Annotated in this window: 14 protein-coding genes; 11 read left to right on the forward strand and 3 right to left on the reverse strand. The window is 52.3% G+C overall.

Going from position 1 to position 13320, the window contains the following annotated elements; genetic code table 11:
* Positions 1–71 precede the first annotated feature (71 nt).
* A complete protein-coding gene (locus ACT53C_RS08270) occupies positions 72–767 on the reverse strand; it encodes a hypothetical protein (RefSeq protein ID WP_476145524.1) in 696 nt (231 codons plus the stop codon).
* A gap of 289 nt (positions 768–1056) precedes the next feature.
* On the opposite strand from ACT53C_RS08270, the gene ACT53C_RS08275 reads away from it, so the two are divergent.
* Positions 1057–1845 (forward strand): 3'-5' exonuclease, encoded by a 789-nt coding sequence (locus tag ACT53C_RS08275; protein ID WP_476145525.1) that lies wholly within the window; start codon positions 1057–1059, stop codon positions 1843–1845.
* Here the strand turns inward: ACT53C_RS08275 and ACT53C_RS08280 are convergent.
* Positions 1842–2330, reverse strand: a complete 489-nt coding sequence (locus ACT53C_RS08280; protein ID WP_476145526.1) for a hypothetical protein — start codon at positions 2328–2330, stop codon at positions 1842–1844. The genes ACT53C_RS08275 and ACT53C_RS08280 overlap by 4 nt on opposite strands.
* 67 nt (positions 2331–2397) lie before the next feature.
* Here ACT53C_RS08280 and rlmD point away from each other — a divergent pair, with 67 nt between their 5' ends.
* Both rlmD and ACT53C_RS08290 read left to right on the forward strand, forming a co-directional pair.
* Positions 2398–3771 carry a 23S rRNA (uracil(1939)-C(5))-methyltransferase RlmD gene (rlmD, locus tag ACT53C_RS08285; RefSeq protein ID WP_476145527.1) on the forward strand — a complete coding sequence of 458 codons (1374 nt, stop codon included), beginning with the start codon at positions 2398–2400 and terminating at the stop codon, positions 3769–3771.
* Between the two features lie 70 nt (positions 3772–3841).
* Entirely contained in the window at positions 3842–5242 is a 1401-nt protein-coding gene (locus ACT53C_RS08290) for an ABC transporter substrate-binding protein (protein WP_476145626.1), read from the forward strand.
* A gap of 6 nt (positions 5243–5248) precedes the next feature.
* Here ACT53C_RS08290 and ACT53C_RS08295 read toward each other — a convergent pair whose 3' ends face one another.
* A complete protein-coding gene (locus ACT53C_RS08295; protein ID WP_476145528.1) occupies positions 5249–5944 on the reverse strand; it encodes a VIT1/CCC1 transporter family protein in 696 nt (231 codons plus the stop codon).
* A gap of 156 nt (positions 5945–6100) precedes the next feature.
* Here ACT53C_RS08295 and ACT53C_RS08300 point away from each other — a divergent pair, with 156 nt between their 5' ends.
* The 8 genes from ACT53C_RS08300 to ACT53C_RS08335 all read left to right on the forward strand — a co-directional run bounded on the left by ACT53C_RS08300 (position 6101) and on the right by ACT53C_RS08335 (position 12984).
* Positions 6101–6589 (forward strand): L,D-transpeptidase family protein, encoded by a 489-nt coding sequence (locus ACT53C_RS08300; RefSeq protein ID WP_379075515.1) that lies wholly within the window; start codon positions 6101–6103, stop codon positions 6587–6589.
* Positions 6582–7493 (forward strand): nickel ABC transporter permease, encoded by a 912-nt coding sequence (gene nikB / locus ACT53C_RS08305; protein ID WP_476145529.1) that lies wholly within the window; start codon positions 6582–6584, stop codon positions 7491–7493. The genes ACT53C_RS08300 and nikB overlap by 8 nt, the downstream gene beginning before the upstream one ends.
* Entirely contained in the window at positions 7490–8287 is a 798-nt protein-coding gene (locus ACT53C_RS08310) for an ABC transporter permease (RefSeq protein WP_476145530.1), read from the forward strand. The genes nikB and ACT53C_RS08310 overlap by 4 nt, the downstream gene beginning before the upstream one ends.
* Positions 8284–8976, forward strand: coding sequence for a queuosine precursor transporter (locus ACT53C_RS08315; protein ID WP_194748192.1), 693 nt, complete (start codon positions 8284–8286; stop codon positions 8974–8976). The genes ACT53C_RS08310 and ACT53C_RS08315 overlap by 4 nt, the downstream gene beginning before the upstream one ends.
* 39 nt (positions 8977–9015) lie before the next feature.
* Complete coding sequence (locus ACT53C_RS08320) at positions 9016–10143, forward strand: methyltransferase (RefSeq protein WP_476145531.1); 1128 nt, start codon at positions 9016–9018, stop codon at positions 10141–10143.
* Positions 10144–10166: 23 nt separating this feature from the next.
* A complete protein-coding gene (gene nagZ, locus ACT53C_RS08325) occupies positions 10167–11213 on the forward strand; it encodes a beta-N-acetylhexosaminidase (RefSeq protein WP_476145532.1) in 1047 nt (348 codons plus the stop codon).
* Positions 11214–11285: 72 nt separating this feature from the next.
* A complete protein-coding gene (lpxO, locus tag ACT53C_RS08330; RefSeq protein ID WP_476145533.1) occupies positions 11286–12185 on the forward strand; it encodes a lipid A hydroxylase LpxO in 900 nt (299 codons plus the stop codon).
* Positions 12186–12297: 112 nt separating this feature from the next.
* Entirely contained in the window at positions 12298–12984 is a 687-nt protein-coding gene (locus ACT53C_RS08335) for a Bax inhibitor-1/YccA family protein (protein ID WP_476145534.1), read from the forward strand.
* The last annotated feature ends 336 nt before the right edge of the window (positions 12985–13320 follow it).

Below are 13320 nucleotides of genomic sequence, written 5' to 3' on the forward strand. Positions count from 1 at the left end.
GACAACTACCACCATTACAGAGTCGCTGACAGTGGTAGTTGCGGTGGATCTGGGGCCAGATGCTGTTATCTCTAAGCCTCAGTGCTGACGACGTTCCCTGCTGGACCACGATTTTGCATGTTGGAGGATAAGGCCTGCAAAAAGCCACTCAAGCTGGCATTGCTGCTACTGCCACCGAGTGCGCTAACCAATGACTGAAAACTGCTCTCCAGCGCACTGTTCTGGTTTGTTGATTCATTGGTGGTCGTGTTACTGGCCGTTGTGTTGCTGGAATCACTACTTGTATTTAAAGCGCTAATCAAGCTTTGTAGTTTTGCTTCCATATCTTGTTTGCCATGGCCGCCGAAATGACGGTGTACGCCTGCTGTTGTGGTGGCATCAACACTCGTCTTGTCTGTACTGTCACTCGTATTTTCTGTATTGGTGCCAGCCGTCCCCTGTGATTGCAGGGCGCCCATCAGGTTTTGTAAAAAACTGCTTAATGCATCACTGGCATCTGTACTCGTGCTTGTTGTGCTACTTGTATCTGTGCTCTCTGTGCTGCTACTTGCACTGTTAGTCCCCTGACTGCCGAAGAGAGATTCCAGACCGCCTGAAATGCCGGCACTTTTCAGCGCTGCGTCTATCGCCCCCAAAAATCCGCCGCCATCCTTGCCTTGTTTGTCGCCATCTGGGGGCGGAGGCGGCGGTTGCATGCCATTGCGCTGCCCCACTTGCGAAAGCGATTGAATGTAATTGTTACTGCCGATTGAACTGATAGATGCCATGATGAGTACTCCGTAAGTTTTTAAAGGTTCAGGGCTCAAGCATTGCTCCCTGGCAATGCTCTTGTTGACTGAACGGATACAGAGTAATACGGCACCTCTTGTTTTGATAGACTAAAAAAACATAAAAAACCTTTATAAATCATACATTTAAATGTATCAATTGATACAAAAGTGCACTGATTGTATCTTTTGATACAAACGCAGTCTTTTTTCTACAAGCTGACTGCATAGATTGCTGTCAGCACTGGCGCTGTGCTATTTTAAAAGCGACTCTTTAACAGGAAATCCGATGCTTAGTTTGGTGTTTGATATTGAAACGATTCCCGATGTTGCCGGGATCCGCCAGTTACATGATCTGCCAGCCAGTTTGAGTGACGACGAGGTCGCGAATATCGCTTTTCATCAGCGGCGCCAGCAAAATGGCACGGAGTTTCTGCCGCATCATTTGCAGCGCGTGTGTGCGATTTCTTGCGCCTTACGTGAAGGGAACCAATTTCGCGTCTGGACGCTGGGCGATGAGCAAGCCAGTGAAGCAGAAATTATCCAGCGCTTTTTTGACGGGATTGAAAAATATACCCCTAACCTGGTGAGCTGGAATGGGAGTGGTTTTGATTTGCCGGTGCTGCATTACCGCGCCATGGTGCATGGGATTGCTGCGCCACGCTATTGGGATCTGGGCGAAGACGACAAGGATTTTAAATGGAATAACTACATCAGCCGTTATCACATGCGCCATCTGGATTTAATGGATGTACTGGCCATGTATAGCGGACGTGCCAATGCCCCACTGGATGACATGGCCCAGCTGTGTGGTTTTCCAGGCAAGCTTGGCATGGATGGCAGCAAGGTCTGGCAGGCCTATCTTAACGGTGAAGTCAAGGCGATCCGCGATTATTGCGAAACGGATGTTGCCAATACGCATTTGGTGTACCTGCGCTTTTTAAAAATGCGTGGGCATTTGAATGAGGCCGGTTACCAGTCAGAAATCCAGCTGGTGCGGGATACGCTGGCAGCCTATCCTGGCGAACACTGGCAGCAGTTTATGGCAGCCTGGGGCGCAATGGATTCCACTGTTTAAGGCGTCGCTGTCGGTGCGGGTTCCTCAGCGCTTTGATCGTCAGTCACCGGTTCGACAGTATCCTCATCAATCTTGTTTTTCCAATTAAGAATGATGCGTTTAGATTTTTTTGCGTCGTGCACAAAACGGTAGCGCTGCTCGCTACCCAGATAACTGGCAACCGCCTGGTATTTGCCACTCGGCAAGTTGAGTAACAGTCTCGGTGCGGCATGGTCTAGCGCAAATACTTCCTGATTTTTACTGTCCAGAATTGCCAGCTGGATATCATCAATGACGCGACCCGCCTTGCCCTCGGAAAACAGGAAATACAAATTGAATTGTTTTTTAAAGGCTTCCATGGCCTCCACTTCTTCTGAGCCTATGCCGCCAGTGACGTATTGAACCCCATGCACATCCTGCTGGATGGAAATGTCATCGGCATGGCACACCCCAGCCGCCAATAGCGAGAGGCAGATGGCGAGTGAAAGGCAATATTTTTTTAACATGGTGACCTCCTCATTTTGATTAGACCTTGAAACGATTGTATGCCCAAATCAGGTAAAATAACAGGTTATGAGAAATAGCCGTCAACGATCATCCAATTTATCCCCCGCTGCCAAGGCAGCGCAAACCCCGCGCCATGCCAGCATTGAATCACTCGACCAGGAAGGACGGGGCGTTGCCCATGTCGATGGTAAGGTGATTTTTATCGAAGGGGCCCTGCCATTTGAAGAAGTCCTGTTTGTTTCGCACCATGTCAAATCGACTTATGAGCTGGCGATCGCGACTGAGGTGCTGAAAGCTTCGAGTCAGCGCGTAACCCCAGGCTGTGCTTATTTTGGCATTTGCGGTGGCTGTGCCATGCAACATCTGGAGTTTTCGGCACAGGTCGCAGCCAAGCAACGCATGCTGGAAAATGATTTGTGGCATATTGGCCGCGTCAAACCAGCCAAGATTTTACCGCCTATTCAGGGCACGCCTTGGCACTACCGGCACAAAGCCCGTTTACGCGTGCGCTATGTCGAGAAAAAGGGTGGGGTGCTGGTGGGCTTTAACGAAAAGGGCAGCAGCTATGTCACTTTTATGGACAGCTGTGAAGTCCTGACCCAACCGGTGTCGGATTTGATCTTGCCGTTGAAAGCGTTGATTGGACAGCTCTCAGTTAAACAGTCGCTGCCACAGATTGAACTGGCGGTAGGTGAAGATGCTACGGTACTGGTGCTACGCATTCTGGAAGCGCTGACCGAGGACGATGTGGCCTTATTGAAAACCTTTGAAGAGGCGCATGGTGTGCAAATGTGGACGCAAACCAAAGGTCCCGACACGGTCAAGCCTTTGTTTGATCATGGCGATAAATTGCACTACAGCCTGCCTGAGTTTGGTTTGGAGTATCCCTTTAATCCGACGGAGTTTACGCAGGTCAACCCTGCCATCAACCGTGTCATGATCCGTCGTGCCATGCAGTTGTTGCAGCCGCAGGCGGGTGAGCGTATCGCCGATTTTTTCTGTGGGCTCGGTAATTTTACCTTGCCGATTGCGCGTAGTGGCGCCACGGTATATGGGGTGGAAGGTGCGCAGGCGCTGGTGAAGCGGGCGATTGAAAACGCAGGCCTCAATGGCGTGACCAATGTCGAGTTTGCCGAGTCTGATCTGTTTGATATGACGCCTGAGTTATTATTGGCCTTGGGCGCGTTTGACAAATGGCTGATTGATCCCCCGCGTGATGGTGCGATTGAACTGATCAAGGCATTGCCCGAGGCTGAAGATCCGAATGACAGTCACGCGCCCTCGCGCATTGTTTATGTCTCTTGTAACCCTTCCACGCTGGCACGCGATGCTGCCATTCTGACTCAGGTCAAGGGTTACCGCTTAGAGGCGGCCGGGGTGATGAATATGTTTCCGCATACGGCGCACGTTGAATCGATTGCTGTGTTTGAGAAGGATTGATGTGCTAGCTGTTCCTCTGCGCTGGCTCAAGCTGGCGCACCTTTTGGCGTTGATCTGTTTAGGGGGAGGGGTGGCCAGCTGTCATTCCTCCAATGCACCGAATACACTGGTGTTTGCAGTGGCGCAGGCGCCACTCAATCTGGATCCGCGCTATGCCACCGATGCGGCTTCAGAGCGGGTCAATCGCCTGGTTTATCAGCGTCTGGTCGAGTTTGATGCCGCTTCACACGAGGTCGCCGGATTGGCTTCGTGGCAGCAACTGGATGCCCTGCATTACCGTTTTCAATTGTTGCGGGCCCCAGTATTTCATGATGGCCAGCCCTTGACTGCTAACGATGTGAAGGCGACGTACGATAGCCTGCTCACACTCAAAGACTCGCCCCATACTGCCGAATTCAGGCATATTCGTCACATTAGCACCCCGGATGCAAAGACCATAGACTTTACGTTGGCGCATGCCGATCCCCATTTTGCGGCGCGTATGATTGTCGGCATCCTCCCCGCACGATTAATTGCGGCTGCGCATGACTTTAGCCATGCGCCAGTGGGCAGTGGGCCGTTCAAGTTCGATGGCTGGTCATCTGCGCTGGTGCTGGAGCGATTGGGAGATGGACTCAAGGTGCGCTTTGAAGAAGTCAAAGACCCGAATGTGCGCGTGCTCAAGCTCAAGCGTGGTGAGGCCGATTTGATTCAGGGCGATTTACCGCCTGAGCTGGTCAAGTATCTGCAAACACAGGCGAATATCACGGTGAATACCGGGGTGGGCGCCAATTATTCTTATCTGGGCATTAATGCCCAGGCAGATTTTTTAAAGGATGCGCGCGTGCGGCAAGCGATTGCGTATGCGATTGATCCTCAGGCCATCATCGATAAAGTCATGGTCAGTCAAAGTCGGCAAGCCAGTGCCATCCTGCCGCCCGAGCATTATGCGGGCAATGCGCAATTGCAGCCATATCATTACGATCCTGCTCGCGCCAGGGAGTTATTAGCAGCTGCCGGGGTCAAGCTGCCATTGACGCTGATCTATAAAACCAGCACAGACCCGCAACGGGTGCGGCTGGCGACGATTTTGCAGGCACAGATGCAAGCCGCAGGCATAGACTTGCAAATCAAGAGCCTGGATTGGGGCACTTTTTTTGCCGATGTGCAAAAAGGCAATTTTCAACTTTACGGCTTAACCTGGGTGGGCATTAAAACCCCGGAAATCTACGGCAAAGTCTTTGGCTCCAAGAGTATCCCGCCCACAGGTTTTAACCGAGGGCGGTATCAGGATGCCCAACTGGATGCCTTGCTGGAGAAAGAAGACTGGGCTGCCGTCACGCAACGTGTCCACCAGCAGTTGCCCGTGATTCCACTCTGGTATGAAGGTCAGTTTGCCGCCTATCGAGGATCAATTAAACGCTATACCCCGGCGCCGGATGGCAATTGGGATGGGTTGACCAAAGTGGCTTTTCACGCTGCGCCACATTAAGCTTGCTTAAACCGGGGCTTGAACACCAAACCAGTGGCCAATCAGCGCCGTGGCGACCATGGCCAGCGCGCCCCAGATCACCACGCGGATGACGCTTTTGCTGACACTGGCACCGCCAGTACGTGCTGCCACCATGCCTAGCAAGGCCAAAAATGGCAAGGTGCTGAACATCAGCCACGACTGCACTTGTGCATGCGGGGCGAGTAGCGTGGTCAGCAATGGCAATAGCGCGCCGCTAGAAAAGGCTAATGCCGAGGCAAATGCGGCTTGCAGTGGTTTAGCTTGGTTGATGTCATGCAAGCCTAATTCGTCACGCGCATGTGCCTCTAAAGAATTATGTTGTGACAGTTCCTGCGCGACCTGTTTTGCCAGCGCAGGCGACAAACCGCGCTGGATATAAATGCCAGTGAGTTCGCGCAACTCGCTTTCAGGGTTTTGTGTGAGCTCTTGCGCCTCACGCGCCAGGTCGGCCTGTTCAATATCGGTTTGCGAGCTCACCGAGACATATTCGCCGGCAGCCATGGATAGCGCCCCCGCGACCAGCCCGGCGATGCCCGTCATCATTAATGCCTGTTGCGCAGTCCCTGCCGCTGCCACGCCCATCAGCAAACTGGCGGTAGAGATAATGCCATCATTGGCGCCTAATACGGCTGCACGCAACCAGCCACTGCGCTGTAAAAAATGTTTTTCATGATGTTGCATGGCGCACCTGTACGATTGAGGGGTTGCGATAGAGGGTCGAGTTTAAAAGCATTGGTGCAATGATTGTAATGCAATTTATATTGCCGCAGACGCTCGACTTGCAAATCTGCGGTCAACGGCCATGCAATTGCGATTAAATGCCTTAGAATAATAACTATGTATATTGATATTTCAATTCCGGCGCAAACACTGACCTTGTTTGATGACCAAGGCCAGCCGCGCAAACAGTACGCAGTGTCAACGGCGGCGAATGGGGTAGGCTGTGTCAAAAACAGCGGTTGTACACCGCTAGGCACCCATATTGTTCGCGCCAAAATTGGCGAGGGTGCGCCGGAAAACACCGTATTCGTTGGCCGCCGGCCCACGGGAGAGATTTTTACACCAGCCTTGAAACAGGCGTTTCCTGAACGTGACTGGATTCTAACCCGCATTTTATGGCTCAGTGGTACCGAGCCAGGTAAAAACCGCCTCGGAGAAGTAGACACCATGCAGCGGTATATTTACATTCATGGCACGCCTGATAGCACCGAGCTCGGCAAGCCCGGTTCGCACGGTTGTGTACGCATGCGCAATACTGACCTGATTGAGTTATTTGATCTGGTGCCTGTGGGTACCCCAGTCCATCTGCACGAGGCGGATGATTAAGCGTTTATTGACATTGCTGCCTGTGGTGCTCGGGGTGCTCTGCCTGACATTCCTGCTACTACATCTGGTGCCGGGCGATCCGGTGGATGTCATGCTGGGCGAGTCTGCCAGTGTGGCCGACCGCGACGCGCTCAAAGCAGAACTCGGCCTGAATCAGCCAATGTGGCAGCAGTTTTTGCAATATACCGCCCATCTCTTGCACGGTGACTTTGGTGTCTCCATACACACGCATACCGATATTTCAACCTTGTTGCTGCAAACCTATCCAGCGACCATGCTATTGGCGGTGTCGGCCTTGTGCATAGGCATCAGCATTGGTGTTCCGATGGGCGTCTGGTCTGCACTGAAGGCAGGACACTGGCAAGACGTGATGATCACCTTGTTCAGTATCCGTGTGGCGGCAATGCCGGCATTTTGGCTAGGGCCGTTACTCATGCTGGTATTTGCCGTCTGGCTGGGCTGGTTGCCCGTGAGCGGGATGGAAAGCGCGGCAAGTGTGGTGTTGCCCGCGCTGACCCTGGGTTTGGGCTTAAGTGCCATTCTCACGCGCATGACACGCACCAGCTTGCTCGAGGTCCTGCATGAGGACTATATCCGCACGGCGCGCGCCAAAGGCTTAAGCGAGCAACAAGTGGTCCTTAAACATGCCCTGCGGGCGGCCTTGCTGCCGCTGGTGACTATTGTCGGTCTGCAAATGGGCAGTTTGCTGGCCGGGGCGGTGATCACAGAAACCATTTTTGGCTGGAATGGCGTCGGCCGCCTGCTGGTGGATAGCATAGAAAAACGCGACTACCCGGTGACGCAAGCCTGTGTGCTGGTGATTGCATTGAGCTATGTGGTGATTAACCAGGGCACAGATTTGGCCTATCGCTGGCTGGATCCACGCACGCGAGGTCAGGTATGAAAACCTTTTCGCTGTTGACCCTGGCGTTTTGGCTGCTGGCGGTACTACTTGGTCGCCTGGTCGAGATGAGCCCCAACCAGATTGATCTGGATGCGATTTTACAATGGCCAAGTGCACAGCACTGGCTGGGAACTGATGACCTGGGCCGTGACATTCTGGCGCGCGTGTTACATGGCGTAGAAGTGTCATTCATGGTGACGGTGATCGTGACGACCATGACCATGGCGATAGGGCTGACGATAGGTTTGCTGGCCGGGTATCATGGCGGCAGACTGGATGATGTACTCATGCAAATCACCAGTATTTTTCTGGCGTTTCCCGGGATCTTGCTGGCGATTGCGTTTGCCGCCGTGCTGGGTGCGGGTCTCAATAACCTGATCCTGGCCTTGTGTCTGACCGGCTGGGTGACCTACGCCAGACTATCGCGCGGGCAAGCTCTGGCACTACGCCAGCGCCTGCATGTGCTGGCGGCCGAGTCATTAGGCGCTGGCGCATGGCGTATCATGTTGCGCCACATCTTGCCGCTATTGCTGTCCATTTTAATGGTTGAGGCTGCCTACAGCATGGCCAGTGTCATGATTGCCGAAGCTTCGCTGTCCTTTCTTGGCCTGGGGATTCAGGCCCCGGAAGCCTCCTGGGGTGCCATGTTGCGTGATGCGGTGCGCTTTATGCTGGTCGCCCCCCATTATGTGTTGACCGTAGGCGTGTGCATGATGAGCCTGATCCTGGCAATTAACTTGGGGGGGGACGTCTTGCGGGACAAGCTGGATGTGCGTCAGGGAGTGCAAGCATGAAAAAACAATACCGTTATTACGATCTGATCATGGCCGCATTTGCGGTCGTGCTGGTTTGTTCCAACCTGATCGGCCCCGGTAAAATCACTGAAATCCACGCCCCTGTGCTGGGTGCACTCACGTTTGGCGCGGGCATCATGTTTTTCCCCATCAGTTTTATTTTTGGCGATATCCTCACTGAGGTGTATGGCTATGCCGCCTCGCGTCGCGTCATTTGGACCGGCTTTATCTGCCTGGCTTTTGCCAGCCTGATGGCCTGGGTGATTGTGGCCTTGCCGCCCGCACCGGACTGGCATGATCAGGCGGCCTATCAATCTGTGTTTGGCTCGACCGCCCGCATAGCGCTGGCTTCGCTGGTGTCTTTTGTGGCCGGTGAGTTTGTGAATTCCTTTGTCCTGGCCAAAATGAAAGTGTTGACCAGTGGCCGCTGGTTATGGAGCCGCACCATAGGCTCGACCATTTTTGGCGAGGCGGTTGATACCATGTTATTTTTTCCGCTGGCCTTTTATGGCTCAGGCGAATTCCCAGATGCCATGATGCCGCAAATTGTGCTGGCGCAATTTACGGCCAAAGTGCTGGTAGAAGTCGCTTTTACGCCAGTCACCTATAAAATCGTCGCTTTTCTCAAACGGGCAGAAAAAGAAGACTATTACGATACCCATACCGACTTTAGCCCGTTTAAGCTTTAAACTGGCTACCTTTGACAACTTCTGATTATCGGAACCCCATTGACCCTGATTAACTGGTACGAAAAAAACAAAACACAAGCCGCTGACTGGCAGTCAGAAGCGGGTAACCCTGCGCCCAAAGCCGTGGTGATTGCAGACGACACCACCAAAGCGGATGAAGCCTACCGTCTGGCGTGTGAGGGCACCGCCTTGCTATATCGCGGTGACTTTCAAAATGCCAAGCAATTGCTGCAAGCGATTACGCGGCGTGTAGACCGAAAACCAGTCAAACCGGCGGCTAGCCTGCTGGAAGCGTTTCACCAGCATCGCGCGCGCCAGATCGGTCGTGCCAATATTACGAATAAAGTATTAATCGAGCTTAAATATGGTGCCTGCGATTTACCGCGTGCGCCAGACGTTAAAGCGGCTGTGCAGGCGGCTTTGATTGTGGATGACAACACAGGCAAACTGCCTGCAAGACTTGTGCTCTCATTGCGTGAGTTGCTAGGCATGGTGGGCGCGCATGAATGGCGTAAAAAAGGCGTGCCGATTCATGCGCTGAATGCCAATATACATGCGCATTACGGGGTGTATTCGCCCGTACGTGGTGAGTATCTCGACCTCATTGACCAGGCGCCGCTTAGTAGTCCGCAGGTGGCCTGGGATATTGGTACCGGCACGGGGGTGATTGCCGCCATTTTAGTAGCGCGGGGCGTCAAGCAAGTCGTCGCAACGGACAACCAGCCGCGAGCATTGACGTGTGCCACCGAAAACATCCAGCGGTTGAATATGCAAAGCCATATTCAAGTCATGCAGGCAGACTTGTTTCCAGCGGGTAGTGCGGACCTGATTGTCTGTAATCCTCCCTGGCTACCTGCCAAAGCGAATGCGCCGATTGAGCATGCCGTGTATGACCCCGAAAGCAAGATGCTGAAAGGCTTTTTAAGTGGCTTGAAAGCGCATTTAAATCCTGAGGGCGAGGGGTGGCTGATAATGTCTAATTTGGCTGAGCAGATTGGCTTGCGCCAGCCTGAGGCCTTAAATACATGGATCCATGAAGCAGGGTTGCAGGTGGTCGACAAGCTGGATATTGCGCCAACACATGCCAAGGCCAGCGATCAATCGGATCCGTTATATGCTGCCCGTGCCAAAGAAGTAACCAGTCTTTATCGGTTAAAATGCGTTTGAATTTTGAATAATAGGAATTTGTTATGTCTTTAGGTCCCGTCATGCTGGATGTGGTCGGCAAGGAACTCACCGCCGACGATATCCGCCGCTTGCAACATCCGCTAGTCGGCGGGGTGATTCTGTTTGCGCGTAACTTTGAGAGTTGCGCGCAGCTCAAGGCGCTCACAGCCAGTATACATGCGGTGCGTCAGCCGCCGCTGCTGATTGCCGTGGATCATGAAGGCGGCCGGGTGCAGCGCTTCCGAGAAGGCTTTACCAAAATCCCGCCCATGCGCGAGTTTGGCCATATTTGGGACAAACACCCACGCAAAGCGAAAGAGCTGGCGGTAGAGGCAGGGTATGTGCTGGGCGCAGAGTTACGGGCGCATGGCGTGGATTTCAGCTTTACGCCAGTGCTGGATATGGACTATGGCGACAGCCTGGTGATTGGGGATCGCGCGTTTCACCGTGATCCGCAGGCGATTAATGAGCTGGCGTTTAGCCTGATGCAAGGCCTGAAAAAAGCCGGCATGGCTGCGGTGGGCAAACATTTCCCCGGGCATGGTTTTGTGGTGGCTGATTCGCATGTGAGCATTCCGGTGGATGACCGCGAGTTTGACCAGATTGCACAAAACGACATGCAGCCGTTTGTACGCATGATAGACGAGGGCTTGCATGCGGTGATGCCCGCACATGTGATTTATCCCAAGGTCGATGATAAACCGGCCGGTTTCTCGTCCCGCTGGCTGCAAAAGGTGCTGCGTGAGCGCTTGGGCTTTAATGGTGTGATTTTCAGTGATGACTTAAGTATGGAGGGCGCCACCGTGGCAGGTGACGTCACTGCACGGACCATGGCTGCCTTGAACGCCGGGTGCGATATGGTGTTGTTATGCAACCGCCCGGACTTGGCCGATGAGTTGTTGAACAAGTTAACGTGGAAGATTTCTGCACAAAGTATTGCACGCCTGGCACGTATGCATGGCGGTCATCATCCGCAGGATATGGTGGCATTACGTGAGTCTGCGGCCTATGTAGAAGCGGTCAAGCGTGTGGCCATGGTCGGTCAAAAAGAGGCGGATTTGTTTGCTTGAAGCCGAACGGTTGCGGTAAGCTAGACAATTATTGATGACAATCTAATCAAGGCGTAAACATCGGTATCAATTATGAAATGGATCATTCTTGGCATTTTCTTGGCTTCGGTCAGTTATGTGCACTTCAGGGGCAAGGTCAGGCACCGCTTTTATCGCCAGATATTTGACCATTCCGGCATTGTTTCGCCATTCAATGTATTTTTATACCTTTTCTCCAAAGCGCCGACCACGCCGTATTTGCCGGTGCATGACTTCCCGGAACTGAAAGCGATCACCGACCACTGGCAAGAGATCCGTGAAGAAGCGTTGTATGTACGCGAACAGGAGCGCATTGCTGCGGCCAAAACCAATAACGATGCCGGGTTTAACTCATTCTTTAAAACTGGCTGGAAGCGTTTTTACCTCAAGTGGTATGACGCACATCATCCTTCTGCCAGCATTTACTGCCCAAAAACAGTCGCCTTACTGCAAAGCATCCCTAGCGTCAAAGCCGCCATGTTTGCCGAGCTGCCGCCTGGCGCGCATCTTCGTCCGCACCGTGATCCCTATGCTGGCTCTTTGCGCTTTCATCTAGGGCTTGCCACCCCTAATGACGATCAGTGTTTTATCCGCGTCGATGGCGAGGACTACAGCTGGCGCGATGGGCAGGCCGTCATGTTTGATGAAACCTATATCCATGAAGCCTATAACAAGACCGATGAAACGCGTGTGATTCTGTTTTGCGATATCGAGCGCCCCATGCGCTACCGCTGGGCGCAGACAGTCAACCGCTTTCTGGCCAATACCATCGTTACTGCGGCCAGCTCGCCAAATGAAGCCGGGGACCAGACCGGCGTCATTAACCGTCTGTTCCATTATGCCTGGGTGATCGGTCAGTACCGCCGCCGTTTTAAAAAGTGGAATAAAACCGTTTATCAAATCACGCGCATCGTGCTGATTGCGTCAGTCATTTACGGGCTGTGGAAGCTGTAAACTGAACGATTGTTCATACAAATGTCACGCAAAGCCTTGAAACTTTAGGTGTTTGCCATTATCTTAACTACAGAAGCTGTTTTTAGTTTTAATTGAAAAGAGGAAATACACTATGTCAGATATGCAAGTTTTAGGTCGTGACGGTCAATTATCCGAAACGCAAAATCGCGTACTGCGCAATACATACGCCTTGCTGGGTTTGAGCATGGTGCCAACCGTGATCGGTGCCTATGTTGGCCTGCAGATGAATTTTGGCTGGATGGCGGCACACCCGTTCATGTTCTTTATCGGTTTTATGGCTGTCATGTTTGGTATGTTTAAACTGATTGCGGTTAACCAGAACAGCGGTGTAGGCGTGTGGTTGTTGTTGGCACTGACGTTTGTCTTTGGTGTGATGCTTGGCCCTATCCTGCAATTTGCCCTGCATCTGCGCAACGGCGCTGAAATTGTAGGCTTGGCTGCTGCCGGGACTGGGATCACTTTCTTAAGCTTGGCTGGCATTGGTTCTTCCCCAGCCCGTGACTTCAGCGGTATCGGCAAGTTCCTGATGATAGGTCTGATTCTGGCCATTGTCGCTGGTTTGGCGAATATGTACTTCCAGCTTCCAGCCTTGTCATTAGCAATCTCTGGTGTCTCAGTGCTGATTTTCTCCGGCTACATTTTGTACGACGTGAACCAGATCGTGCGCGGCGGTCAGACCAACTATGTGATGGCGACCTTGAATCTGTATCTGGATATCTACAACCTGTTTGTGAACCTGTTGAATATCTTGTTGGCAGTATTAGGCAACCGCGACTAAAGTTAATACTCTCAGATAACTCTGGTTTTCAGTCTTTAGGCCTGCTGTTGGTATGACCAACAGCAGGCCTAGTCTTTTGTGATATCAAGCTAGGAAAATAATCTGTGTTTTGGGTGCGGTAAATTAACCGTTTAATAAAAATATCTATAGCGACTTAGTTAGTCGTGACTCACATGAAACATCTTGAATTTTAATAGGTTGTCATGCAGGCAAGGTGCATTCGCATTTAGTCGTGAATTAATTATTAAGTATTCTAGATATGAGCAAAGGCTTGGGTTGAGCGGTAATTCTGCCATTGGCAATGACTAGAGTTATTAAGCTAGCGCTAGTTGATAA

It is taken from the genome of Methylophilus sp. DMC14, assembly GCF_056314085.1.